This is a genomic window from Aeromonas sp. 600276, assembly GCF_049175815.1.
GTDB classification, from domain to species: Bacteria; Pseudomonadota; Gammaproteobacteria; order Enterobacterales; family Aeromonadaceae; genus Aeromonas; species Aeromonas dhakensis.
In genome coordinates, this window is sequence record NZ_JAAKVU010000001.1 from 83,866 (window position 1) to 107,053 (window position 23,188).

At 61.0% G+C, this 23,188-nt stretch carries 26 protein-coding genes; 7 read left to right on the top strand and 19 right to left on the bottom strand.

Annotated features, from left to right (window positions below; all coding sequences use genetic code 11):
- The first annotated feature begins 39 nt into the window (after nt 1–39).
- On the top strand, nt 40–369 hold the full coding sequence (locus tag G5134_RS00410) for an isoamylase early set domain-containing protein (protein ID WP_005308703.1): 330 nt from the start codon (nt 40–42) through the stop codon (nt 367–369).
- A gap of 103 nt (nt 370–472) precedes the next feature.
- Here the strand turns inward: G5134_RS00410 and rplS are convergent, their stop codons facing one another.
- From rplS to ffh, 5 genes are all read right to left on the bottom strand, one after another.
- Nucleotides 473–820 (bottom strand): 50S ribosomal protein L19, encoded by a 348-nt coding sequence (gene rplS / locus G5134_RS00415; protein WP_005308701.1) that lies wholly within the window; start codon nt 818–820, stop codon nt 473–475.
- A gap of 32 nt (nt 821–852) precedes the next feature.
- Nucleotides 853–1,602: a tRNA (guanosine(37)-N1)-methyltransferase TrmD gene (trmD, locus tag G5134_RS00420; protein ID WP_005308699.1), complete on the bottom strand. Its 750-nt coding sequence runs from the start codon at nt 1,600–1,602 to the stop codon at nt 853–855.
- A gap of 34 nt (nt 1,603–1,636) precedes the next feature.
- A complete protein-coding gene (gene rimM, locus G5134_RS00425) occupies nt 1,637–2,158 on the bottom strand; it encodes a ribosome maturation factor RimM (RefSeq protein WP_005308697.1) in 522 nt (173 codons plus the stop codon).
- Nucleotides 2,159–2,182: 24 nt separating this feature from the next.
- Nucleotides 2,183–2,431 carry a 30S ribosomal protein S16 gene (gene rpsP, locus G5134_RS00430; protein ID WP_005308695.1) on the bottom strand — a complete coding sequence of 83 codons (249 nt, stop codon included), beginning with the start codon at nt 2,429–2,431 and terminating at the stop codon, nt 2,183–2,185.
- A gap of 182 nt (nt 2,432–2,613) precedes the next feature.
- Entirely contained in the window at nt 2,614–3,990 is a 1,377-nt protein-coding gene (gene ffh, locus G5134_RS00435; RefSeq protein WP_005308693.1) for a signal recognition particle protein, read from the bottom strand.
- A 221-nt stretch (nt 3,991–4,211) separates the two neighbouring features.
- Between ffh and G5134_RS00440 the strand changes: the two genes are divergently transcribed.
- On the top strand, nt 4,212–5,003 hold the full coding sequence (locus tag G5134_RS00440) for a cytochrome C assembly family protein (RefSeq protein ID WP_005308690.1): 792 nt from the start codon (nt 4,212–4,214) through the stop codon (nt 5,001–5,003).
- 43 nt (nt 5,004–5,046) lie between these two features.
- Entirely contained in the window at nt 5,047–6,327 is a 1,281-nt protein-coding gene (locus G5134_RS00445; RefSeq protein ID WP_005308688.1) for an HlyC/CorC family transporter, read from the top strand.
- 54 nt (nt 6,328–6,381) lie between these two features.
- On the opposite strand, the gene G5134_RS00450 is transcribed toward G5134_RS00445, so the two are convergent.
- Nucleotides 6,382–6,849 carry an Rrf2 family transcriptional regulator gene (locus G5134_RS00450; protein WP_065018306.1) on the bottom strand — a complete coding sequence of 156 codons (468 nt, stop codon included), beginning with the start codon at nt 6,847–6,849 and terminating at the stop codon, nt 6,382–6,384.
- 110 nt (nt 6,850–6,959) lie between these two features.
- Here G5134_RS00450 and hmpA point away from each other — a divergent pair, with 110 nt between their 5' ends.
- Nucleotides 6,960–8,153 (top strand): NO-inducible flavohemoprotein, encoded by a 1,194-nt coding sequence (gene hmpA / locus G5134_RS00455; protein WP_065018307.1) that lies wholly within the window; start codon nt 6,960–6,962, stop codon nt 8,151–8,153.
- 102 nt (nt 8,154–8,255) lie between these two features.
- On the opposite strand, the gene G5134_RS00460 is transcribed toward hmpA, so the two are convergent.
- The 6 genes from G5134_RS00460 to G5134_RS00485 form a co-directional block, all read right to left on the bottom strand.
- Nucleotides 8,256–8,849 (bottom strand): tetratricopeptide repeat protein, encoded by a 594-nt coding sequence (locus G5134_RS00460; protein WP_005308682.1) that lies wholly within the window; start codon nt 8,847–8,849, stop codon nt 8,256–8,258.
- 467 nt (nt 8,850–9,316) lie between these two features.
- Nucleotides 9,317–10,252 (bottom strand): malate dehydrogenase, encoded by a 936-nt coding sequence (gene mdh, locus G5134_RS00465; protein WP_017780273.1) that lies wholly within the window; start codon nt 10,250–10,252, stop codon nt 9,317–9,319.
- A 221-nt stretch (nt 10,253–10,473) separates the two neighbouring features.
- Nucleotides 10,474–11,136: an arginine ABC transporter permease ArtM gene (gene artM, locus G5134_RS00470; RefSeq protein ID WP_010635150.1), complete on the bottom strand. Its 663-nt coding sequence runs from the start codon at nt 11,134–11,136 to the stop codon at nt 10,474–10,476.
- A gap of 2 nt (nt 11,137–11,138) precedes the next feature.
- The gene (gene artQ, locus G5134_RS00475; RefSeq protein WP_017787497.1) at nt 11,139–11,789 is read right to left on the bottom strand and encodes an arginine ABC transporter permease ArtQ; all 651 of its coding nucleotides are present in this window, start codon (nt 11,787–11,789) and stop codon (nt 11,139–11,141) included.
- Between the two features lie 3 nt (nt 11,790–11,792).
- Entirely contained in the window at nt 11,793–12,530 is a 738-nt protein-coding gene (locus tag G5134_RS00480) for a transporter substrate-binding domain-containing protein (RefSeq protein WP_042051429.1), read from the bottom strand.
- A gap of 25 nt (nt 12,531–12,555) precedes the next feature.
- The gene (locus G5134_RS00485) at nt 12,556–13,296 is read right to left on the bottom strand and encodes an ATP-binding cassette domain-containing protein (RefSeq protein WP_065018309.1); all 741 of its coding nucleotides are present in this window, start codon (nt 13,294–13,296) and stop codon (nt 12,556–12,558) included.
- A 201-nt stretch (nt 13,297–13,497) separates the two neighbouring features.
- Here G5134_RS00485 and argR point away from each other — a divergent pair, with 201 nt between their 5' ends.
- Nucleotides 13,498–13,968, top strand: a complete 471-nt coding sequence (argR, locus tag G5134_RS00490) for a transcriptional regulator ArgR (RefSeq protein ID WP_005308670.1) — start codon at nt 13,498–13,500, stop codon at nt 13,966–13,968.
- 82 nt (nt 13,969–14,050) lie between these two features.
- Here argR and G5134_RS00495 read toward each other — a convergent pair whose 3' ends face one another.
- The 5 genes from G5134_RS00495 to glnK form a co-directional block, all read right to left on the bottom strand.
- Nucleotides 14,051–14,956 (bottom strand): Dyp-type peroxidase, encoded by a 906-nt coding sequence (locus tag G5134_RS00495; protein WP_024942028.1) that lies wholly within the window; start codon nt 14,954–14,956, stop codon nt 14,051–14,053.
- Nucleotides 14,957–15,059: 103 nt separating this feature from the next.
- The gene (locus tag G5134_RS00500) at nt 15,060–16,094 is read right to left on the bottom strand and encodes an ABC transporter ATP-binding protein (RefSeq protein WP_065018310.1); all 1,035 of its coding nucleotides are present in this window, start codon (nt 16,092–16,094) and stop codon (nt 15,060–15,062) included.
- Nucleotides 16,095–16,163: 69 nt separating this feature from the next.
- A complete protein-coding gene (locus G5134_RS00505; protein ID WP_065018311.1) occupies nt 16,164–17,789 on the bottom strand; it encodes an ABC transporter permease in 1,626 nt (541 codons plus the stop codon).
- A gap of 39 nt (nt 17,790–17,828) precedes the next feature.
- Nucleotides 17,829–18,836 carry a Fe(3+) ABC transporter substrate-binding protein gene (locus G5134_RS00510; RefSeq protein ID WP_065018312.1) on the bottom strand — a complete coding sequence of 336 codons (1,008 nt, stop codon included), beginning with the start codon at nt 18,834–18,836 and terminating at the stop codon, nt 17,829–17,831.
- A gap of 205 nt (nt 18,837–19,041) precedes the next feature.
- Nucleotides 19,042–19,380: a P-II family nitrogen regulator gene (gene glnK, locus G5134_RS00515; protein WP_005308655.1), complete on the bottom strand. Its 339-nt coding sequence runs from the start codon at nt 19,378–19,380 to the stop codon at nt 19,042–19,044.
- 201 nt (nt 19,381–19,581) lie between these two features.
- On the opposite strand from glnK, the gene arfB reads away from it, so the two are divergent.
- Nucleotides 19,582–19,998, top strand: a complete 417-nt coding sequence (gene arfB / locus G5134_RS00520) for an alternative ribosome rescue aminoacyl-tRNA hydrolase ArfB (RefSeq protein ID WP_005308653.1) — start codon at nt 19,582–19,584, stop codon at nt 19,996–19,998.
- A gap of 23 nt (nt 19,999–20,021) precedes the next feature.
- Nucleotides 20,022–20,516, top strand: coding sequence for a methylated-DNA--[protein]-cysteine S-methyltransferase (locus G5134_RS00525; RefSeq protein WP_005308651.1), 495 nt, complete (start codon nt 20,022–20,024; stop codon nt 20,514–20,516).
- 334 nt (nt 20,517–20,850) lie between these two features.
- Here G5134_RS00525 and G5134_RS00530 read toward each other — a convergent pair whose 3' ends face one another.
- Together G5134_RS00530 and G5134_RS00535 are read right to left on the bottom strand one after the other, a co-directional pair.
- Nucleotides 20,851–22,047, bottom strand: coding sequence for a NupC/NupG family nucleoside CNT transporter (locus tag G5134_RS00530; RefSeq protein WP_017787492.1), 1,197 nt, complete (start codon nt 22,045–22,047; stop codon nt 20,851–20,853).
- A gap of 182 nt (nt 22,048–22,229) precedes the next feature.
- A complete protein-coding gene (locus G5134_RS00535; RefSeq protein ID WP_010635159.1) occupies nt 22,230–23,165 on the bottom strand; it encodes a LysR family transcriptional regulator in 936 nt (311 codons plus the stop codon).
- Nucleotides 23,166–23,188 lie beyond the last annotated feature (23 nt).

Genomic DNA, 23,188 nt, shown 5'->3' on the forward strand with positions numbered 1-23,188 from the left:
GACAGTCGCTATTTTTCGCAATCAGGACAAGGAGGCGTCATGCCGATCAACAAGCAATTTCTCAAGTCCCGCCCCGAGGTCAAGGTGACCTTTGCGGTGGAAAGAGAGGCCGCGGGAGAGGCCGAGCAGGTGTTGTTGCTGGGAGAGTTCAGCCAGTGGCAACCCATCGAGCTCAAGCGGATGAAGAGCGGTGAGTTCAAGACCACCCTCAACCTGCCGACCGATGGCCCCAGCCATTTCGAATACTGCTATCAGCTGGTTCAGCCGAACGGGGAGACCCGCTACGACAACGACTGGGCGGCGGATGACTACGTACCCGGCCCCTTCGGGCGAGACAACTCAGTGGTGCGGGTCAGCCAGCCAGGTTGAGCCGGCACACCCGAAAGTGGATACAAAAAAGGCTCGCCATTGGCGAGCCTTTTCACTACCTGTCGAGCATTTCGCCGACATATCGACACCAATTCGAATCGAATTAGTTGAGCTTCTCTTTGATACGAGCAGCTTTACCGGACAGGTTGCGCAGGTAGTACAGTTTGGCGCGGCGAACATCACCACGACGCTTCAGTTCTACACTGTGGATCAGCGGAGAGTGAGTCTGGAATACACGCTCAACACCTTCGCCGTTGGAGATCTTGCGAACGGTGAAAGCAGAGTGCAGACCGCGGTTACGCTTGGCAATCACGATGCCTTCGAAAGCCTGCAGACGCTCTTTACCACCTTCTTTAACACGAACTTGAACACGTACGGTGTCGCCCTGGGCAAAAGCCGGGATGTCGGTACGCATTTGCTCTTGTTCAAGCTGCTGAATAATCTTGCTCATTGTCTTTCCTTACCTAGGATAAACTGAAAACTCTACTTAACGCTGTCACGCACTTCGCGGACATACTCGGCAAGAAGTGATTCTTGCTCGTCAGTCAGAGCTAGGTTGTTAATAAGTTCCGGCCTTCTTTGCCAGGTTCGTCCGAGCGATTGCTTGAGACGCCAGCGTCGAATCACTTCGTGATTGCCGCTTGTCAGCGCCTCGGGCACCGCCAGCCCATCCAACACCTCCGGCCGAGTATAGTGGGGATGATCCAGCAGACCGTCCGTAAAGGAGTCCTGCTCGGCACTGGCCTGATCACCCAAAACCCCTGGGACCAGACGCGAAACCGCATCGATCAGGGTCATGGCAGGCAACTCGCCACCACTTAACACGTAATCCCCGATAGACCACTCTTCGTCGACTTCGGTTTGTATCACGCGTTCATCGATACCTTCGTATCGACCGGCTACCAGAATCAGTTTCTGATTCGTCGCCAACTCGGTCACGCCCGCTTGAGTCAGCTTGCGCCCCTGAGGAGAGAGATAGATGACTTTCGCCCCGTCTCCCGCCGCTTGCTTGGCTGCATGAATCGCGTCACGCAGCGGCTGAACCATCATTAGCATGCCGGGCCCACCACCATAAGGACGATCATCGACCGTACGGTGTTTGTCGTGGGTAAAGTCCCGGGGGTTCCAGCACTCAATCTGCAGCAGGCCACTCTTGACGGCCCGACCCGTTACCCCGTGCTCGGTAATGGCTCGGAACATTTCAGGGAAGAGGCTAATCACCCCAATCCACATAAGAAACCTCCGGCACTCGTGTTACCGCGGGAAACTAGAAACCAGGATCCCAATCAACTTCGATTGTTCGAGCAGTCAGATCAATATTCTTGATCACCTGCTCTTCCAGGAACGGAATCAACCGCTCCTTTGCACCAAAGGCATCTTTTACATTTGCCTCAACCACCAACACATCGTTGGAGCCGGTTTCCATCAATTCGGTCACCTTGCCCATGTCGTATCCCTTGGTGGTCACTACCGAGCAACCAATCAGGTCACGCCAGTAGAACTCGCCCTCAGGCAACGCAGGCAACAGATCGGCGGCTACGCCAATCTCGACATTGGTCAATGCCAGGGCATCCTCGCGCACGTCGATACCATCGAGTTTGCAGATCAGACCCTTGTTGTGACGCTTCCAGGATGAAACCTGAATTTCACGCCACACCCCGTTCTGATTGATCAGCCAGGGGTTGTAATCGAAAATCGCTTCGGCAACATCGGTGAAGGAGTTCACTTTAAGCCAGCCCTTGATGCCGTAAACGGTACCCAGGGTGCCCAGAACTACAGGTTTTTCCACCTTAACTCCTTACCGTTTGGCTGATTAAGCAGCTTTGGCAGCGTCTTTGATCAGCTTGGCAACGCGGTCAGAAACAGCGGCACCAGTAGCAACCCAATGCTCGATACGAGCCAGGTCCAGGTTCAGCTTTTCAGCGTTACCAGAAGCAACCGGGTTGAAGAAACCAACGCGCTCGATGAAACGACCGTCGCGGGCGTTACGGCTGTCAGCAACTACTACCTGGTAGAACGGACGCTTTTTCGCGCCACCACGTTGTAAACGAATGGTTACCATATCGTCCTCATTAACATCTAATGAACAAGGCCCGCAAACACGCGGACCCTAGCTTAAAATAAGCCGCATAATTCTACTTGGATTCGTAATAATTGCAACCAAGCCAGCCATTTTTTGCGCAGAGCCGCAATGAAAAGGGTCTGCCAATGGCAGACCCTCACTCGCTACGTCAGCCCGAATAATCAGAACGGACCGCGGCCGCCACCGAAGCCGGGAGGCAGCATGTTCTTCATCTGGCTCATCATCTTGCGCATGCCGCCCTTGCCGGACATCTTCTTCATCATGCGCTGCATCTCGGTGAACTGTTTGAGCAACTTGTTGACGTCCTGCACCTGCATGCCGGAACCCGCGGCGATACGGCGCTTGCGGGAGCCCTTGATAAGATCGGGATGGGCACGCTCCTTGGGAGTCATGGAGCTGATGATGGCCTCCATCCGCACGGTGAGCTTGTCATCCATCTGATCCTTGACGTTGTCCGGCAGGCCGGACATGCCGGGCAGCTTGTCGAGCATCCCCATCATGCCGCCCATGTTGCGCATCTGGGCCAGTTGCTCGCGGAAGTCTTCCAGATCGAAGCCCTTGCCACTCTTGACCTTGCTGGCCAGCTTGGCTGCCTTCTCTTTATCGACAGTGCGCTCCACCTCCTCGATGAGAGAGAGCACATCGCCCATGCCGAGGATGCGGGAGGCGAGACGATCCGGGTGGAAGGGCTCCAGCGCGTCGGTCTTCTCGCCCATACCGATGAACTTGACCGGCTTGCCGGTGATGTGGCGCACCGACAGGGCGGCGCCGCCGCGGGCATCGCCGTCCGCCTTGGTGAGGATCACGCCGGTGAGCGGCAACGCCTCGTTGAACGCCTTGGCGGTGTTGGCGGCATCCTGACCCGTCATGGCATCCACCACGAACAGGGTCTCCACCGGCTTGATGGTGGCGTGAAGGTGTTTGATCTCCTCCATCATCTCGCCATCGACGTGCAGACGACCGGCGGTATCGACGATCACCACGTCATAGAACTTCTTGCGCGCCTGATCGATGGCCGCGTTGGCGATGTCCACCGGCTTCTGGCTGGCATCGCTCGGGAAGAAGTCGACGCCGATGTCGCCGGCCAGGGTCTCCAGCTGCTTGATGGCCGCCGGGCGGTAGACGTCCGCACTGACCACCAGCACCTTCTTCTTGTTGCGCTCCTTGAGCAGCTTGGCCAGCTTGCCGACCGTGGTGGTCTTACCGGCACCCTGCAGACCCGCCATCAGGATGATGGCCGGCGGCTGGGCCGCCAGATTGAGCTGCTCGTTGGCCTCCCCCATCACGGAGACCAGTTCGCCGTGCACAATCTTGATGAAGGCCTGGCCCGGGCTCAGGGACTTGGCCACTTCCTGGCCCACCGCCCGCTCCTTGACACGAGCCACGAAGTCACGCACCACCGGCAGGGCGACGTCCGCCTCGAGCAGCGCCATGCGAACTTCGCGCAAGGTATCCTTGATGTTCTCTTCGGTCAGACGGCCACGGCCGCTGACGTTGCGCAGGGTGCGCGAGAGTCGTTCAGTCAAATTCTCAAACATGACGCATTCCGGTTCTTGGCGTAACAAATGGGAGGCATTATACCTCACTCGCACGATGAGGACGATTATTCGCCGCACTCGGCTGCGGCCAGCCCTGTGCGGCTGACCCAACATGCTGCCTATATATGGGCAGATCGGCGGCAGCACAACTGGCGAGCACATCTTGTGCAAGGTATACTGCCCTTCCTATTCCCAATCGCTTGCTCGACAACGACCCGGTTATGATCGTGATCTCTGTTCTGGCCCTGGCGTTCTATCTGCTGGCCATCATCGCCTCTCTGCACCTGCTGCTCAGTGCCAAACCAGTGGGACAAGCCCCCCTGTTTGCCTGCATCGGACTGGCCCTGATCGCCCATGGCGCCGCCCTCTCCGGCGAGGTGCTGGTGACCCACTCCGGGCAGAATCTGAGCATGCTCAACGTGGCATCGCTGGTCAGTCTCATCATCAGCTGCTTCATGACCTGCGTCACCCGCCGCTTCAACGGCTGGATCCTGCTGCCGGTGGTCTACAGCTTCTCGGCCCTGTTGCTGGCCGCCAGTGCCCTCATTCCCGGTCGCTACATCACCCACCTGGAGGCCCATCCCCAGCTGCTGCTGCATATCGGCCTCGCGCTGATGGCCTACTCGGTATTGATGATCGCCTGCCTGTTTGCGCTGCAACTTGCCTGTCTGGACCGGCAACTGAAGACGCGCAAGATCAGCCAGCTGCCGGCCATGCCGCCTCTGATGACGGTCGAGAAGCGGCTGTTCCAGCTCATCTCGGCCGGCGTCCTGTTGCTGACCCTCTCCATTGCCTCCGGCCTCTTCTTCCTCGAAGACATGTTCGCCCAGGGCAAATCCCACAAGGCCATCCTCTCGATCCTGGCCTGGTGCGTCTACGTGTTGCTGCTGTGGGGCCACCATACCCGTGGCTGGCGCGGTCGCAAGGTGATCACCCTGAGCCTGATCGGCAGCTTCATTCTGACCCTGGCCTACTTCGGCAGCCGCTTCGTCAAAGAAGTGCTGCTGAGCTGATCGCCCACTACTTCTTCATCACCCAGTCCCACAGGAGCCCTTCTTGGACAGTATCTCAACGAGTACATTGCTGATTGTTCTCGTTATCTTGATCCTCATGTCTGCCTTCTTCTCAAGTTCTGAAACCGGCATGATGTCGCTCAACCGCTACAAGCTGCGGCATCTGGCCCAGACCAAGCACAAGGCTGCCCGTCGGGTGGAGAAACTGCTCTCCCGGCCCGACCGCCTGCTGGGGCTGATCCTGATCGGCAACAACCTGGTCAACATCCTGGCGTCGGCCATCGCCACCATCGTCTGTATTCGTCTGTTCGGGGATCTGGGTGTGGCCATCGCCACCTTCGGCCTGACCCTGATCGTGCTGGTGTTTGGCGAAGTGACTCCCAAGACCCTGGCGGCCATGTTCCCGGAGAAAGTCGCCTATCCCGCCTCCTGGGTGCTCAAGGGATTGATGGTGCCGCTTGCCCCCTTCGTCTGGATGATCAATGGCATCACCAGCGGCCTGCTCAAGCTGCTGAAGATCAATCCGAACAAGGATGACTCCCTCAATACCGAGGAGCTGCGCACCATCGTCAACGAGGCGGGCAGTCTGATCCCCCAGCGCCATCAGGAGATGCTGCTCAGCATCCTGGATCTGGACAAGATGACGGTGGAGCACATCATGGTGCCACGCAGCGAGATCTACGCCATCGACATCAACGATGACTGGAAGACCATACTGCGCCAGTTGGCCCACTGCGCCCACACCAAGATCCTGCTCTATCGCGACAACATCGACGACGTGGTCGGCTTTCTGCACGCCCGCGACGCGCTGCGCCTGATGGCCAAGGATCAGTTCAACAAGTCGAGCCTGCTGCGGGAAGTGGACGAGATTTACTTCATTCCGGAAGGGACGCCCCTCAACGTGCAACTGGCCAAGTTCCAGCGCAACAAGGAGCGGATTGGTCTCATCGTCGACGAGTATGGCGACATTCAGGGGTTGATCACCCTGGACGACATCCTGGAAGAGATAGTGGGCGACTTCACCACCTCCATGACCCCGGCTCCCAGCGACGAGATCCATCCCCAGCCGGATGGCTCCTTCCTGGTGGAGGGCTCGGCCAGCATCCGCGAGCTCAACAAGGAGATGAACTGGCAACTGCCCATAGACGGGCCCCGTACCCTCAACGGCGTCATCCTCGAATATCTGGAGGAGATCCCCCAGCCCAACATCAGCCTGCGGCTGGCCGGCTACCCCATCGAGATCTTGGAGGTGGAGAACAACATGGTGAAGATGGCGCGGATCATGCCGGCGTTGTACCGAAACGAGTCGGGACTGGAAGATTGAAAAAAGGCTGCCGATGGCAGCCTTTTTCTATTGCGTCATTGGCCGTTGCCCGGCTCACTCATCTTCGTCGCCAAGCTCCAGCACCAGGGTCGGGATCAACTCGCCGAATACCTGCTGCAGCTCGTCGCGATTGGCCAGCAGATCCTGCAGCGTGTAGCTGTCCATCACCGCCAGAAACGCATTCATCGCCTCTTTCAGGGCACCCTTCAGCAGGCAGACAGAGACGATGTGGCAGGCCGGCGAGTTGCAGTCGATGCCGTCCAGGTTCCCTTCCAGCGCCCGGATCACCTGACCGATGTTGATGCTCTCCGGCGCGCAGGCCATGCGAATGCCGCCATTCTTGCCGCGCTGGGACTGCAGGTAACCCAGTTTCACCAGCTGGTTCACCACCTTCACCATGTGGTTGCGGGAGACGTCATACAAGGCGGAGACCTTGGCCACGCTAGACAATTCGCCCTCCGGCAGGGTCGCCAGATAGAGCAGGGCTCTCAATCCAAAATCGGTATAGCTAGTTAGTCTCATAGTGCCTGTGTCGCATCACGCGGAAATTGATTATTGATTCAGATCAAATAAACATCTAGGATGCAGCTTATTAAGTGACATTCTAGATGTTCAATTAGCAAGGAACCCCTATGTTAGACCAAGCCACCATCGCCGTCATCAAAAGCACCATCCCTTTGCTCGAATCGGCGGGCCCCGCGCTCACCCAGCATTTCTACCAACGCATGTTCAGCCATAATCCGGAGCTGAAGGACATTTTCAACCTGGCGCACCAGCGCAGCGGCGGTCAGCCGTTGGCGCTGTTCAATGCGGTGGCGGCCTACGCCAAGAACATCGACAACCTGGGGGCACTGGCCGGTGCCGTGGAACGCATCGCCCACAAACACACGGGTTTCCTGATCCAGCCAGAACAATATCACATTGTAGGTAGTCATCTCTTGGCCACGCTCAAAGAATTGGGTGGAAGTGCGGTCACCGACGAGGTGCTGGATGCCTGGGGCAAGGCGTATGGCGTGCTCGCCAGCATCTTCATCGGCCGCGAGAGCGAGATTTATCAGGAGAAGGCGAACGAGATCGGTGGCTGGCAAGGCCCCCGCCCCTTCCTGATCAAGGAGAAGCGGGTCGAGAGCGAGCTCATCACCTCCTTCCTGCTGGCGCCGGTAGATGGCAAGCCGGTGCTGGACTTCAAGCCGGGTCAGTATCTCAGCATCAAGCTGGTCCATCCCGAGCTCGAGTATCAGGAGATCCGCCAGTACTCCCTCTCAGATGCCCCCAACGGCCAGCACTACCGCATCAGCGTCAAGCGCGAGCCGCAGGGCCAGGTCTCCAACCTGCTGCACGATCATCTGCAGGAGGGCGATCAAGTGGAACTGATGCCGCCCACCGGCGATTTCTACCTGAGAGCCGATAACCGTACCCCGGTGGTGCTGCTCTCGGCCGGTGTGGGTGTCACGCCGATGATGAGCATGCTCAACCAGCTGCTGGCAAGCAGCCATCAGGCCGACATCACCTGGCTGCACGCCTGCGAACAGGGCGCCGTGCATGCCTTCAGGGAAGATATTCAGCAAAAATCCCGCCAGCACGCCAATCTGCTGAGCCGGGTCTGGTATCGGGAGCCACAGGCCAGTGACGTGCAGGGCGAAGAGTACCATCATGCTGGCACCATGGATCTGGGTGCAGTGAAGGAGCGCATCACGCCACAGGCCCACTACTACTTCTGTGGCCCTCTTGGCTTCATGCAGGCGGTCAAGCAGCAGCTGATCGCGGCGGGCATTCCGGCCGGCCAGCTCCATTACGAAGTTTTTGGTCCCCACCAAGATCTGTAAGGCGGGCGGATCACTATAACCTGATGAGGGACCAGCCTGTCACGGCACGGCGGCTGGCCCCTCCCGGCCCACGGATGCAGATCCGTGGGTCATTTTTTTGGATCAGTGCATCGCCTTGGCACGGGCGATGGCGTTGGCCGGCATCCGGTTGCCGAGCCGGCTCAACAGACCGGTCGCCTTCTGGTGCAGCGCTTTGTCGCCGATCACCGTGCTGTGCAGCCAGTGGTAGGCCTCTTCATAGTCGAGCGGGCTGCCCATCCCCTGCAACAGCATCTCCACCCACTCGATCTGCGCCCGCTGGAAGCCCAGGCTGGCGGCCTCCCGCATCAGGGTCTCGGCCTTGAGCAGGTCCTTTTGCACCAGGGTGCCCTTCCAGTAGTAGCGACCCAGCTGCTCCAGCGCCGGCGCCAGCCCCTGGTTGGCCGCATCCCACATAAATTTCACCCCCAGCTCCGCATTGGGCTTGATGCAGACCCCCCAGGCCAGCATGTCCCCCCACAGAAACTGATAAGAGGGGATCTTCATCACCTCGGCCCGCACCTCAATATCCTGGGTGAGCTGGCACCTGTCCTGCTTGACCTGCTGCAGGTGGCGGCCCTGCTCAATCCAGTTGAGCAGCTCGTCCTGGCGATAGAGCGGCACCGCCTGCAGCGCGCCGCTGTCCACGGTCAGACCGCTGGCCGGGGTGCTGGTCATGGGACGATTGTTCGGCGAACGGTCGCCCTCTGCAGCGACAGGCGCGGGAATGGGGGCTGCCGCTGGCGCAGCGGCGGGTGTTGCACTCGCTGCCGCAACCGGTGCAGAGGGGTTGGCGGATGGCGTTGCCGTAGTTTGCACGGCAGCCGGTGCGGGAGCCGCAGCAGAGGACGGGGCAGCCGCAGAGGGCTGGGCGGCAACCTCCGGCTGCGCCGGCGCACTGGTCGCCGGCGTGGCCCCGCTCGTCGCGGCGGCGGCAGAGGTGGAAGGCTCGGCCCCCTGCGCCTGGCCCGTCAGCAATGGGGGCGTCAGCAAACAGAGCAGGCCGACAAGGGTAATGGGTTTCATCATAAGGATCTCCTGCAGCACCCTGTTATCGGCAGCCGGCGGCATCCCCTTAGTCCGGCACCGCCTGCCCATAACGACAAAGGGGAGCCGAAGCTCCCCTTGCTGTCCATCCGGACGCCTTACTTGACGAAGTCGACACCCAGCTGGATATCGGCTTTCAGGGTGGCCAGCATGCCATCCATCGCCTCTTGTTCAAAGGCGCTCAGCTTGCCGTAGTCCAGCACGGTTTCGACGCCGTTCTTGCCAAGCAGAATGGGCTGGGCGAAGAAGGTGGCGTGCTTGCCGTCGCCTTCCACGTAGGCGCACTCGATGACGTTGGCTTCACCCTGCAGACCCTTGATGAGCGACAGACCGAAACGGCAGGCAGCCTGGCCCATGGAGAGGGTAGCGGAACCGCCACCGGCCTTGGCTTCCACCACTTCGGTACCGGCGTTCTGGATACGCTTGGTCATGGCGGCCACTTCGTCGGCGGTGAAGCTGGCACCTTCAATCTGGGAGAGCAGCGGCAGAATGGTCACGCCACTGTGGCCACCGATCACGTTGACGCGCACCTTGTCGACGTTCAGACCCTTGGCGTCGGCCACGAAGGTCTCGGCACGGATCACGTCCAGGGTGGTGACGCCGAACAGGCGACGCTTGTCATAGACACCGGCTTTCTTCAGCACTTCGGCGGCGATGGCGACCGTGGTGTTGACCGGGTTGGTGATGATGCCGATCAGCGCTTTCGGGCAGGAGGCGGCGCACTTTTCCACCAGATTCTTGACGATGCCGGCGTTGATGTTGAACAGGTCGGAACGATCCATGCCGGGCTTGCGAGCCACGCCGGCGGAGATCAGCACGACATCGGCGCCGACCAGAGCCGGGCTCGGATCTTCACCGCAGAAACCTTTTACTTTCACGTCAGTCGGGATATGGCTCAGATCGACCGCCACGCCCGGGGTCACCGGAGCGATGTCATACAGGCTCAATTCGGAACCAGCAGGCAGACGGTTTTTCAACAGCAGAGCGAGGGCTTGGCCGATGCCACCGGCGGCACCCAGAACGGCAACTTTCATGATCAACTCCATGTTTAAGCGTAGGTTTAAGGTTGTTTCTTGTTGTGCGCCCAACCTTAAAGGATCCCCCCCTAAAAAACAATCTGATAACAGTTGTAATCACAGGTTCTGTGAGCCAATAAACAGGCGGCGAATAAAAATGGGGGAAAATGCAAAAAATTGGAGGGGAAGCACAGATTTCCTGCACTCCCCCTCACCATTAATAGGTAGATCTGCCGACTTCAGCCCTGGAAGGCAAGCGCCCGGCGTTCACACCAACGAAAACCAATTGTTAACAATCCGTTCATGGTCAGGTAGAGGGCACCGGCCACGGTGAACACCGCCAGGGTGTCATAGGTCTGGGCATTGAGGCGTTGGGCCAGCCCCATCACATCCATGATGGTGATGGTACTGGCGAGCGAACTCCCCTTGAGCACCAGGATCACCTCGTTGGAGTAGGCGGGCACCAGTCGCCGGGCGGCGTGACGCACCTTCATCCACAAAGTCTGGCTAGCGGAGAAGCCGAGCGCGCGGCAGGCCTCTACCTCACCGGCCGGAATCGCATCGAGCGCCCCCTTGAACAGCCGGGTGGAGTAGGCGGCGGTATTGAAACCGAGCGCCAGCACGGCGCAGAACCAGGGCTGCTTGAGCAGCGGCCAGAGCGGCCCCTCCTTGAGCCAGGCAAACTGGCCCGGCCCGTAGTAGATGAGGAAGATCTGGATCAGCAGCGGCGTGCCGGTGAAGATCAGCACCCACAGCTGCACCAGCTGGGTCGCCACCGGGATGCGGCGCTCCAGCACCCAGGTCATGGCCGCCGCCATCAGCACGCCCAGCAGCAGACTGCCGGCGGTCAGTTGCAGGGTAATCGCCAGGCCACCCAGCAGGGTCATCAGGTAATCCTGCATGATCAGCCTCCGTAACGGCGGGTGTAACGGGACGCCTGCTTCAAGCCGAACTCACTCACCAGGCTGATGGCTAGGTAGATGAGGGCCGCCGCGGCATACCAGGTGAAGGGTTGATAGGTACTGGCCGAGGCCATCTGGGCCTGGCGCATCATCTCGTTCACCCCGATAAGCGACACCAGTGCGGTGTCTTTGAGCAGCACCAGCCACTGGTTGCCGAGTCCCGGCAGGGCGTGACGCCAGGCCTGGGGCAGCACGATGCGAAAGAAGATGTGACGCTTGCCAAGGCCGAGCGCCAGCGCCGCCAGCCGCTGCCCGGCAGGCACCGCATTGAGGGCGGCCCGCAGGGTCTGGGTGGCGTAGCTGGCGAACAGCAGGGAGAGCGCCAGCACGCCGCAGGCGAACGGGCTGAACTCCACGTACTCGCCGGTGATGAGGAACAGCACCTGGGTAGAGCCGAAGTAGATGAACAGCACCACCAGCAACTCGGGCAACCCGCGAATAAGCGTGGTGAGGGTGGCCACCGGCCACACCAGCCACCGCTGCTTGCTCAGCTCGGCGGCGCTGAACGCCAGCGCCAGCACCATGCCCCCGACCAGGGAGGCCAGGGCCAGCCCGAGGGTCATCCAGGCTGCATCCAACAACAGGCTCAACATGGCTTAGTGCGCGAAATATTTGTCATAGATCTTCTGATAGGTACCGTTGGCCTTGATGTCGGCCAGCCCCTTGTTCAGCTGGGTCAGCAGTTCCTGATTGCCCTTGGCCACCGCGATGCCAAAACCGGTACCGAAGTACTTGGCGTCAGTCACCGGCGTGCCGATCACGGCATACTCCTTGTGCTGCTTGAGCCAGTCGGCGGCGACCGCGGTATCGGCAAACACGCCGTCGGTGCGACCGTTCATCATGTCGAGGAAGGCACTCTGGTAGCTGGCGTAGGGCACGGTCAGCAGCCCCTTGCTCACCCAGTTGTCCACCAGATAGGACTGGTGGGAGCTGCCGTTCTGCACGCCAACAGTCTTGTCCACCAGATCTTCCGGCCCCTTGAAGTCACCCTTCTTGGTCACGAACACGGCGGAGTTCTGGTAATAGATGTCGGAGAAGTCGACCTGGGCGGCCCGCTCCGGGGTCACGTCCATGGCGGCGATGGCGGCGTCGTAGCGACGGAATTTCAGGCTGGGGATCAGGCTGTCAAAAGCCTGGTTGTGGAAGCTGCACTCCAGCTTAGCCTGTTCACAGATGGCGCGGGCCAGGTCGATGTCAAACCCCTGGAACTCGTTCTTGTCGTCCAGGTATTCGAACGGTGCGTAGGTGGCCTCGGTGGCGAACTTGATCTCTTTCGCCAGCACCTGGGTGCTCAGCAGACCCATGGCCGCGATCAGCAACAGACTCTTTTTCATGACAGCTTCCTTATCGATTTGAATATCAATGCATCAAGAATTCGGCAAACCGGCTGGTTTGCGGGGCTTGGAAAATGGAGGCGGAGCCCGCTTCGATGATCCGCCCCTTCTCCAGATAGATCACCTGGCTGGCCACCTTGCGGGCGAACTCCACCTCGTGGGTCACTACCACCTGGGTGATGCCGGTCTGACCCAGGTTGCGGATGATCTCCGCCACTTCCTTGGTGATCTCGGGGTCGAGGGCTGCGGTCGGCTCGTCAAACAGCAGCACCTGGGGATCCATCATCAGGGTACGGGCGATGGCCACCCGCTGCTGCTGACCGCCGGACAGCCGCGCCGGCCAGGCGTCGCGCTTGTCGGCCAGTTGCAGCTGGGCCAGCAGATAGCCCCCCTTCTCCATGGCCGCCGCCTTGCTCATGCCGAGCAGTTTGACGGGCGCCTCGATGAGGTTCTCCATCACGGTGAGATGGGGCCACAGATTGTACTGCTGGAACACCATGCCCACCTTGCGCCGCAGCGCCTGGGTCTGGCGGTTGAACTCGGCGGTGGAGAGGCTGGAGGGGAAAGAAAATTCACTTTCACCGATGCGCAGAACACCGGCATCCGGGGTGTCCAGCAGGTTCATCATGCGCAGCAGAGAGCTCTTGCCGGCACCGCTCGGACCCAGCAGCACCAGGGTTTCACCGGGTGCGGTCCGAAAGCTGACCTGTTGCAGTACCGGCACCTTGTGCCAGGATTTTTCGATACCGATTAATTCAATACCCATACAGCCCAATTGAATAAGTTTTCAAAATTTCGTCCTGATTCTAACGCTGGCATGGGTGGATGCAAGCTATATTTGAATCAATATGCAGAACAAGCGCCGCTTCCTTGCAAAAATAGGCATATGAATGCAAAATGGGCACGCTGTTCATATCTGCCGCCTGAGCGTGACAGGCAGCCAAACCTCCTCATTCGTGAGTCCAAGATGAAGCATAACGACAAGCAAGAAAAACTGGCCAAGGCCTTTAAAGCCTTGCTGAAAGAAGAACGATTTGGCTCCCAGGCAGAGATAGTGACTGCCCTGCAAGAGATGGGCTTCGAAAACATCAACCAGTCCAAGGTATCGCGCATGTTGAGCCGCTTCGGCGCCGTTCGCACCCGCAATGCCAAGATGGAAATGGTCTACTGCCTGCCGGTGGAACTGGGCGTGCCCACCACCTCCAGCCCGCTCAAGAATCTGGTGCTGGATGTCGACCACAACGGCGCTCTGGTGGTGATCCACACCAGCCCGGGTGCGGCCCAGCTGATCGCCCGCCTGCTCGACTCCCTCGGCAAGGCCGAAGGGATCCTCGGCACCATCGCCGGTGACGACACCATCTTCATCACCCCGACCAGCGACACCGACATCGAGGAGCTCTATCTCTCCGCCCTCGAGCTGTTCGAACAGACGCCGTAAGGGTGGCAACCGCCCTGTGGCGGTTGCACCAGAACGCAAAATCCCGGCCAAGGCCGGGATTTTTGTTATCTGCAGGTCGGGCTTATTTGCCCTGCCCTACCAGAAAATCTTCGGAAGGGGCGAAGAAAGCCGCGCCGGTCACCGCCCTGGTGAAGCGCAGCAGGTGATCGAAGTGACTGCCCTCCCCCTTGTACATGCTGGCCAGCATAGCGTTGAAGTGCAGCGGAGTGCGACAGCAGGAGATGAAGTAGAGCCCCTGCTCGGTCATGGTGCCCCAGGGCATGCTCTGGCGCAGGATCTCCATGGACTCCCCCTTCGGGGTCTTGAGGTTGACCCGCTTGATGTGGGCGGTCAGCGGCTTGTCGGCCGACTCGTACTCGATGTTGTCGACCTTGGTGCGACCTATGATGTCTTCCTGCTCTTTTTGCGCCAGCTTCTCCCAGTCGCTCATGGCGTGGACCCAGCGCTGCACGTGGATGTAGGAGCCGCCGGCAAACTCGCCATCGGCCAGCAGCGCCACTTCGGCGCGGTGCTCATCTTGCGGGTTCTCGGTGCCGTCGACGAAACCGGTCAGGTCGCGGCAGTCGAGGTTGCGAAAACCGCGCACCTCTTCCGCCAGCTCCACCAGCCCGGCCAGCAGGGCCATGACGCGCTGACCGGCGTGGTGCAGCACATCCACCCGATCGGCGCGCAGCTGCACGAACAGATCGAACGGGGTGTTGGGGGCCTCCTGGCCGTTGGCGGATTGCGCCATGAAGCCACGGAACTGGGGCGGACGGGCGGCGGGATAGAGGCCATCCCAGGCGTCGGCGCCGACGGCCACCAGACCGCTGAAGCCGGCAGCGGGGAAATCGGCGGCCACCGCCTCCCACAGGGCCGGCAACCTGGCCAGACGGGCCACCAGTTCGGCGGCGTCACCGGTGCGGTTGAACATCAGATAGAGGGCGTGCAGATTGGGCTCGGCACAGATCCCGGCTTGGGCTTTCATATATCTCTCCCCTGAACAGGCATTGGCGATATGGGCGGTTAGCGTTGCGCGATTATAAACCAGCGCGGTTCCAGTTCATTGATTTCACGACGATATCACGCGTTCAGGGTAAAGGGTCAAACAACACCAGGGCGTGAGGGGTCACCCTGACCCGTGCCCGCGCGCCCTCCAGCGGCTCGCCGATGCTCGCCTCCAGCCGCAACTCGCCACTCTCGAACAGCACCCGGCAGTGGTGGCCTAAGAACTGCTGCTCCACCACCTTGAGCTCGCCATCCGCGGCGCTCTCCAGCAGCAACTGCTGGGGCCTCAGCATCAGTTGCAGCAACTCACCCACAGCCCGGCCGTGAGGCTCGCTGCCGCAGATGACCCCGAGCGCCGTGCGCACGCAGTGACTGTCCACCACCTCGGCCGCCAGGTAGTTGACCCCGCCGAGAAACTCCGCCACGAAGCGATTCTGCGGGCGACGATAGAGCTGCTCAGGCTGGCCCACCTGCTCGATGTGACCCGCGCGAAACAGCGCCAGCCGATCGGCGAAGGCAAAGGCCTCTTCCTTGCTGTGGCTGACGAAGATGGCGCCGATCCCCTGCTGCTTGAGCAGGGCGCGGATCTCAAGGATCAACTTCATTCGCACCTGGGTGTCGATGTTGGAGAAGGGCTCGTCCAGCAGCATCAGCCGCGGCTTGCACACCAAGGCGCGGGCGATGGCCACCCGCTGCTGCTGGCCGCCGGAGAGCTGGTGCGGATAGCGATCCCCCAGCCCCTGCAGATTGACCAGCGCCAGCGCCTCGTCCACCTGCTGCTGGCGGACACGGCGATCGAGCCGGGTCAGACCGAAACCGACGTTGTCCGCCACCGTCAGGTGGGGGAAGAGGGCGTAATCCTGAAAGATCATGCCGATGTTGCGCGCCTCGGGCGGCACGCTGGTACCGGGTCCGTCGAGCAGGATATCGCCGAGGCGAATAGCCCCCTCCGCCAACGGCAGCAGGCCAGCGATGGCCTTGAGCAGCGTGGTCTTGCCGCAGCCACTCGCCCCCAGCAGGCAGACGATCTCGTTGTCGGCCACCGTCAGGGAGAGCTGTTCCAGCACATTGCGGCCGTTGTAACGGCAACTGACATTTTCAACCTGCAAACAGGACAAGGCTGACTTCCTCATATTCTTTTGAACCAGACCGACCGGCGGCCAGACGCCACTCCAGGGTGGGCGAACTCAGTGCCCCGCCCCATCCAGGTTGCGGTTGACCCAGATGAGCGGCAACAACCCCACCAGCACGATGACGATGGCGCCGAGCGCGCCGCGCTCCAGCATCTCGTCCGACACGAACTGGTAGACGTGGGTCGCCAGGGTATCGAAGTTGAACGGCCGCAGCAGCAGGGCGGCAGGCAGCTCTTTCATGGATTCGATGAACACCAGCATGGCACCGGCAAACAGGCCGCGCCGCACCAGTGGCAGGTGCACCCGCCGCAGCATGGCGCCATCTCCCTGCCCCAGGGAGCGGGCCGCCATGTCGAGGCTGGGGGAGATCTTGCCCATGCTGCTCTCCACCGAGCCGATGGCGATGGCCACGAAGCGCACCAGATAGCCGAACACGATGGCGGTGAGGGTGCCGGTCAGCAGCAACCCAGGCCCCTGACGCCCCAGCCACTCGGCCAGATCGTTGATGGCAAAGTCGAGGGCGGTGAGCGGCACCAGCACCCCGATGGCGAGCACGGTACCCGGCATGGCGTAACCCATGGCAGCGATGCGCAGGGGCAACAGGCTCTTGGGCCCGCCATCGAGGCGACGGCAGAAACCGAGCAACAGGGCGATGCCCATGGCCAGCAGAGCGGTCAGCGCCGAGATGAGCAGACTGTTGCCAGCGAAGCGGACAAACTCCGGCGTCCACGACAATTCGAAGTAGCGCACGCCGTAATTCAGCAGGATGACGAACGGCAGACCGAAGCCGGCCAGCACCAGTCCCCAGCACCAGAGACCGGCCAGCCAGCGCCGCGCACCCTTGAGCGGGTAGCGCAGCGGCTGTTCGTGGCCCATGGACTTCTGGAACACCTGCTGCCGGCTGCGGGAGCGGCGCTCCAGCGCGATCAGCAACACCACCGCCAGCAACATCAGGCAGGAGAGCTTGGCGGCGGTGGCCAGACTGCCGTAGCCAAGCCAGGTGTCGTAGACCGCCGTGGTCAGGGTGTTGATGGCAAAGAAGTGGACGGTGGCAAAATCCGCCAACGTCTCCATCGCCACCAGGGATACCGCCACCATGATGGCGGGGCGTGCCAGCGGCAGGCTGAGGCGGCGAAAGCTCTGCCAGGGACTGCAACCGAGCAGGCGGCTGGAGTGAATGAGGCTGACCGACTGCTCCAGAAAGGAGGCGCGGGTCAGCAGATAGACGTAGGGAAACAGTACCAGCGCCAGCACCCAGGCGGCGCCGCCGAGGGAGCGGATGGCCGGAAACCAGTAATCGGCCGGACTGCTCCAGCCAAACAGCTGCCGCAGCCCCGCCTGCAGCGGGCCCGAGTAGTCGAGCAGATCCGTGTAAACGTAGGCCACTATGTAGGAGGGCATGGCCATGGGCAGCATCAGCGCCCACTGCAGGGCCCGCCGCCCCGGTACCTGACACATGGCCACCAGCCAGGCGGTCGGCACGCCGAACAGCAGGCTGAGCAGCACGACCCCGACCACCAGCCCCAGGGTATTGGCCAGATAGTCGAACAGTACGGTATCGGCGAGGTGGCTAAACAGATCTCCGTCGGCCGAGAAGGCGGAGAAGACCAGGGCAAGCACCGGCAAGGCCAGCAGCAGGGCGCTGGCCCAGCTGCCGGTAATCCATCCAAAATTTTTCATGAGACCACGGAGGTTGATGGGGCCATTGGCCCCATCTGATTACAAGTCGAATTTCACTTCATCCAGCAGCTGCAAGGCGTCCTTGCGGTGCTTGGCGTAATCGCTGACCGGCAGGGCGTCAGACTTGAAACTGCCCCAGGACTTGACCATGGCGGAAGGCTCGACCCCGGCCTTGACCGGATACTCGGCATTCACGTCCGCATACATGTGCTGGGCGGTGTCGCCGGCCAGAAACTCCATCAGCTTCTGGGCCTCGGCCTTGTTCTTGGCATACTTGGTCATGGCCACGCCGCTCACGTTGACGTGGGCACCGCGATCCCCCTGGTTCGGGAAGTTGATGTAGACGGCATCGGCCCAGGACTTCTGCGCCGGATCCTTCAGCATGGCGCCCAGGTAGTAGCTGTTGCCGAGCGACACGTCACAGATACCATCCTTGATCGCCTTGACCTGATCCCGGTCATTGCCCTGCGGCTTGCGAGCCAGATTGGCCTTGACCCCTTCCAGCCAGGTTTTTGCATCCGCCATGCCGTGATGAGCGATCATGGAGGAGACCAGCGCCACATTGTACTCATGCTTGCCGCTGCGGGTGCAGATTTTTCCTTTGAATTCAGGCTTGGCCAGATCTTCGTAGCTGATGGTGTCCAGCTTGCCGAGGCGATCCTTGCTGGAATAGATGGCGCGCACGCGAGTGGTCAGGGCGAACCAGCGGTTGTCCGGGTCACGATAGATGGCGGGGATGTTCTCCTGCAGGATCTTGCTGTCCACCGGCTGCACCAGCCCCTTGTCCACCAGATCGGTCAGCCGGCTGATGTCGACGGTCAGCATCAGATCCGCCGGGGAGAGCTTGCCTTCCCGCTCCAGACGCTCGTTCAGACCCTCTTTGGCGAACACCACGTTGACCTTGATGCCAGACTCTTTCTCGAACTGCTGGATGATGGGCTTGATCAGCTCATCCTGGCGGTTGGAGTAGACATTCACTTCCCCTGCGGCAAACGCCGACTGAGCCGCCAACGCAGAGAAAGCCAGTGCCAACATCTTCATTTTCATCATCCATTCCTTGAGTTGCTATATCGAGTGAGAACCATTGCTGTTTGCATTTTGCATTGAGCTCGACAGCGGGATCAAGAAATCCTGACGTTGCGGGATCACATATTTAAACGCCGTTCAAACAAAGGGGCCGGATAGAATCCTATCCAGCCCCGCCATGGAGTCAATCAGCGACACCCATCGACCACCAGCCCCGTCAGGGCCGTCAGAGCGCCTCGTCGTCGTTCTCGCCGGTCCGAATGCGCACGGCCTGCAGCAGGTCGTAGACGAAGATCTTGCCGTCACCTATCTTGCCGGTGTAGGCGGCCTTGCAGATCGCCTCGATCACCCCTTCGACGTTGTCATCGGCGGTGGCGATCTCCAGCTTGACCTTGGGCAGGAAGTCGACCTGATACTCGGCTCCCCGGTATAATTCGGTGTGCCCCTTCTGGCGGCCAAACCCTTTGACCTCGGACACGGTCAGACCCTCGACCCCCAAGATGGCGACGGCCTCGCGCACGTCATCCAACTTGAAGGGTTTGATAATCGCAGTAATCAGCTTCATCTGGTTGCTCCCAATCCATGGTATGTCATGAATGGGGAATCAATTCTTGTGCCAAGTCTTTTTATTGTTTAATTTCAAAAAGATAGCATTTACGTCTGGAGCAGGACTCTCCCGACATCACCAAGGGAGCGCAGCTCGCCCCATTATGAGGCACCAAGCTGAACCAGCCAGCGCCGCTGCACCAAACAAGAGCACAGCAGTATGTTAGTCATCTCCAACAGCGTCACCCTGCCCTGGCATGAACTGCAATTCCAGACCATGCGGGCACAGGGCAACGGCGGCCAGCACGTCAACAAGACCGACTCCGCCGTCTGGTTGCGCTTCGATTACCGCAGCTCCCCCAGCCTCACCCCGCTCTACAAGGAGGGGCTCGACAAGCTGAGCGACAGCCGGGTTCACGACGGCTTCATCCTGATCCGGGTCGAGACCCATCGCAGTCAGGACATGAACCGCAAGGAGGCGATGAACCGCCTGGTGGAACTGCTGAAAAAAGCAGCCTGGCGTCCCAAGGCGCGCCATGCCACCAAGCCGACCCGCAGCTCCCAGCGCAAGCGGGTCGATGCCAAGAAGCGCAAGGGGGAGATCAAATCGACCCGCGGCAAGCCGGTCGTGGACTAGGCCCGACACCCGAGGATGACAACATGCAATACAGTTTTTGCGACAGCGCCCATGGCCCCCTGCTCATCGCCATCGATCGGGACGGGCTGCGCTACGTGGAGTTCGTGCGAGGCGAGCAACCGGTGACCCCGACCGACCAGTGGCAGCGGGACGACTTGGCGCTCGCCCCTTTCGTCGAGCAGTTCGCTGCCTACTTCGCCGGTCGCCTGCGCCGCTTCGATCTGCCGCTCGCCGCCCGGGGCACCCCTTTTCAGCAATCGGTATGGCGCGCCCTGGGCGACATTCCCTACGGTGAGACCGTCAGCTACCTCGAGATAGCCCAGGCCATCGGCAATCCCAAGGCGGTGCGGGCGGTGGGTGCCGCCAACGGCCGCAACCCGCTCAGCATCATAGTGCCCTGCCACCGGGTGATCGGCCGCAGCGGCGAGCTGACCGGTTATGCCGGCGGCATCCCCATCAAACGCTGGCTGCTGGCACTGGAACAGCAGACCGCCGATCATTTTGTGCTGACCCCCTGAGCCGCGGCCGGCATCCCATTAGCAACCTGGTTGCCGGCGCTGGAACAGCAAACCGCAGACGGCGTCGCGCTCCCCCCCAACCAGCCTCCACTGCGTTTAGCAAAATGAACATAGTATGAAGAATCGCCTCAGAAGGGCTTCAGACAGCCTCAGGCATCATGGCTTCACACTTGGATGGCATGGCTCATCCCTCATTCAAGTGGCACCCATGTGACGCTTCCAATCTGTCTTTTTCCCCCGCGCCTCCCTGAGGCGCTTTTTTTTGCCGGCAGACGGGCGCAAAAAAGCCCGCCGAAGCGGGCTCTGACCGGAATGTGCTAACTTCTGGGGTCAATCAGAGGGCGAGGAACAGGCCGGCCAGCGAGGCGCTCATCAGGTTCGCCAGCACCCCCGCCAGGATGGCGCGCATACCGTAGCGAGCGATGAAGGATTTGCGCTCGGGCACCATGGCGCCCAGGCCGCCGATCAGGATCGCCATGGAGGAGATGTTGGCGAAACCGCACAGGGCGAAGGTGACTATGGCCTTGCTCGACTCGCTCAGGGTCTGGTCCTGCACCAGGGCGATGAAGGCGACGAATTCGTTCACCACTATCTTGGTGCCGATCAGGGCGCCGGCGGCCTGAGCCTGTTCCCAGGGAATGCCGATCAGCCAGGAGACGGGAGCGAACAGCCAGCCCAAGATGATCTGGAAGCTCAGATCCAGCCCCACCAGGTCGCCGGCCCAGCCCAGCAGGCCGTTGAGCATGGCGATCACGCCGACGAAGGCCAGCAGGGTGGCCCCCACGGCGACCGCGATGTTGAGACCGGACATGGCACCATCGGCGGCCGCTTCAATCACGTTGGTGGCACGCGGGATCACCACGTCCTGATGATGGTCCTCTTCTTCGGCGGCAGGCGGCACCAGGATCTTGGCCATGGCCAGACCGGCCGGCGCCGACATGAAGGCCGCCGCGATCAGGTATTTCAGCTCGACCCCGATGCTGGCGTAACCCACCAGGGTACCGCCAGCCACGGAGGCGAGGCCGCAGCTCATCACCGCGAAGAACTGGGAATCGGACATCTTGGAGAGATAGGGTTTGACCACCAGCGGCGCCTCCACCATGCCGACGAAGATGTTGGCGGTGGCGGAGAGGCTCTCGGCGCGGCCGGTGCCCAGCAGCTTCTGCAGGCCGCCGCCAAGCAGGGCGATCACTTTCGGCATCAGGCCGATGTGGTAGAGGATGGCGATCACCGCAGAGAAGAAGATGATGACCGGCAGCACGTTGAAGGCAAAGATGAAGCCCAGCTTGAACTTGGCCAGATCGCCGAACAGGAAGGCGATCCCCTCCTGACCGTAACCGATCACGCTGCTAACGCTCTCGCTCACCCCGTTCAGCACGTGCTGACCGGCGGGCAGCCAGAGCACCAGGCCGGCGAAGAGGATCTGCAAGCAGAGGGCCAGGCCCACTGTTCGCAACGGGATACGACGACGATTATCAGAGCAGAGCGTGGCCAGGGCCAGGATGCTCAGGATGCCGAGCAGGGCAATCATAGGGACTCCATCAGGTGGGGCAAAAGATGGGCGCGGATTCTGCGCTCCCAGCCTCACTACTGCAAGTCCAGTTGGTTACAGCCCTGTTAGCAAAAACGTTTTCACGATACCGGTTGCGGCAACTGGCTGATTTGGCTCGATTTTGGTATCAAGCGAAAGCCAGTGTTCTTATATGGAAACGATTATTCCTCTGTACCGGACAATTTGCCGCCGAGCCAGGGGGCCAGCCGCTGTTCCCAGTAGGGATGGGGGCCGAAACCCTCCTTGAGGAAATCGATGAACAGCCGGATCTTGGGATCCAGGTGCTCGCGCCTGGCATAGACGGCGTGTACCGCCATCTTCTGATTTGGTCGCCACTGAGGCAACAGCGGGATCAGTTGGCCGGACTGCAGCTCCTTGTCCAGCAGGTAGTTGGCCACGTAGGCGATGCCGAGCCCGGCCAGGGCGGCGTCGCGCACCGCCTCCGCCAGATCCACCCGGTAGTTGCCGGCCACCTGCACCGTCTGGCGCTCCTTGCCCTGGCGAAACGACCACTCGTGGTAGCGCCGCTCCCGGCTCTGGTAGGTGATGCAGTTGTGCTGGGCCAAATCCTTGGGATGGAGCGGGGTGCCGTGGCTCAAGAGATAGTCCGGCGAAGCCACCAGCACGAAGCCGATGTCCGCCAGCCGCTGCCCCACCAGGGCCTCGGGTTTGTCCTCGTAGGTGGTGATCCAGAGATCCAGCCCCTCATCCACCAGATTGGTGCGGTGATCGAACAGGGAGACTTCCAGCTCCAGCTCGGGGTAGCGATCCTGAAACGCCTTGAGGCGCGGGATCACGTGCAGCCGGCCGAAAGATTGACCGACCCCCAGATGGAGCACGCCGCTCACCTTGCCGCGCCGCTCCGCCACCATGGAGTCCGCCTCCAGCGCCACCGCCACCAGGGCACGGCAGTGGCGGGCATACTCCTGGCCGAGTTCGGTGAGGGAGAAGCGGCGGGTGGTGCGCTGCACCAGCTGGGCGCCGAGTTCGGTCTCCAGCTGGGCCAGCTGCTTGCTGATGTGGGATTTGGAGACGCCGAGCCGCCGGGCGGCGGCAGAGATCCCCTGTTCACGGACCAGGGCATCGAAGATCACCATTTGGGGCAGACGTTGCAGCACGG

Bases quoted from the DNA above. Each gene is read 5' to 3' on its own strand.
- G5134_RS00410 (WP_005308703.1), top strand. From the start codon at position 40: ATGCCGATCAACAAGCAATTTCTCAAGTCCCGCCCCGAGGTCAAGGTG.
- G5134_RS00525 (WP_005308651.1), top strand. From the start codon at position 20,022: ATGCAATACAGTTTTTGCGACAGCGCCCATGGCCCCCTGCTCATCGCC.
- G5134_RS00440 (WP_005308690.1), top strand. From the start codon at position 4,212: ATGATCGTGATCTCTGTTCTGGCCCTGGCGTTCTATCTGCTGGCCATC.
- G5134_RS00495 (WP_024942028.1), bottom strand. From the start codon at position 14,956: ATGAAAGCCCAAGCCGGGATCTGTGCCGAGCCCAATCTGCACGCCCTC.
- G5134_RS00510 (WP_065018312.1), bottom strand. From the start codon at position 18,836: ATGAAAATGAAGATGTTGGCACTGGCTTTCTCTGCGTTGGCGGCTCAG.
- G5134_RS00530 (WP_017787492.1), bottom strand. From the start codon at position 22,047: ATGATTGCCCTGCTCGGCATCCTGAGCATCCTGGCCCTGGCCACGCTC.
- artQ (WP_017787497.1), bottom strand. From the start codon at position 11,789: ATGTTGAGCCTGTTGTTGGATGCAGCCTGGATGACCCTCGGGCTGGCC.
- trmD (WP_005308699.1), bottom strand. From the start codon at position 1,602: ATGTGGATTGGGGTGATTAGCCTCTTCCCTGAAATGTTCCGAGCCATT.
- G5134_RS00485 (WP_065018309.1), bottom strand. From the start codon at position 13,296: ATGGGTATTGAATTAATCGGTATCGAAAAATCCTGGCACAAGGTGCCG.
- mdh (WP_017780273.1), bottom strand. From the start codon at position 10,252: ATGAAAGTTGCCGTTCTGGGTGCCGCCGGTGGCATCGGCCAAGCCCTC.
- rpsP (WP_005308695.1), bottom strand. From the start codon at position 2,431: ATGGTAACCATTCGTTTACAACGTGGTGGCGCGAAAAAGCGTCCGTTC.
- hmpA (WP_065018307.1), top strand. From the start codon at position 6,960: ATGTTAGACCAAGCCACCATCGCCGTCATCAAAAGCACCATCCCTTTG.
- arfB (WP_005308653.1), top strand. From the start codon at position 19,582: ATGTTAGTCATCTCCAACAGCGTCACCCTGCCCTGGCATGAACTGCAA.
- rplS (WP_005308701.1), bottom strand. From the start codon at position 820: ATGAGCAAGATTATTCAGCAGCTTGAACAAGAGCAAATGCGTACCGAC.
- G5134_RS00450 (WP_065018306.1), bottom strand. From the start codon at position 6,849: ATGAGACTAACTAGCTATACCGATTTTGGATTGAGAGCCCTGCTCTAT.
- argR (WP_005308670.1), top strand. From the start codon at position 13,498: ATGAAGCATAACGACAAGCAAGAAAAACTGGCCAAGGCCTTTAAAGCC.
- G5134_RS00480 (WP_042051429.1), bottom strand. From the start codon at position 12,530: ATGAAAAAGAGTCTGTTGCTGATCGCGGCCATGGGTCTGCTGAGCACC.
- G5134_RS00535 (WP_010635159.1), bottom strand. From the start codon at position 23,165: ATGGTGATCTTCGATGCCCTGGTCCGTGAACAGGGGATCTCTGCCGCC.
- G5134_RS00505 (WP_065018311.1), bottom strand. From the start codon at position 17,789: ATGAAAAATTTTGGATGGATTACCGGCAGCTGGGCCAGCGCCCTGCTG.
- artM (WP_010635150.1), bottom strand. From the start codon at position 11,136: ATGCAGGATTACCTGATGACCCTGCTGGGTGGCCTGGCGATTACCCTG.
- glnK (WP_005308655.1), bottom strand. From the start codon at position 19,380: ATGAAGCTGATTACTGCGATTATCAAACCCTTCAAGTTGGATGACGTG.
- ffh (WP_005308693.1), bottom strand. From the start codon at position 3,990: ATGTTTGAGAATTTGACTGAACGACTCTCGCGCACCCTGCGCAACGTC.
- G5134_RS00460 (WP_005308682.1), bottom strand. From the start codon at position 8,849: ATGACCAGCACCCCGGCCAGCGGTCTGACCGTGGACAGCGGCGCGCTG.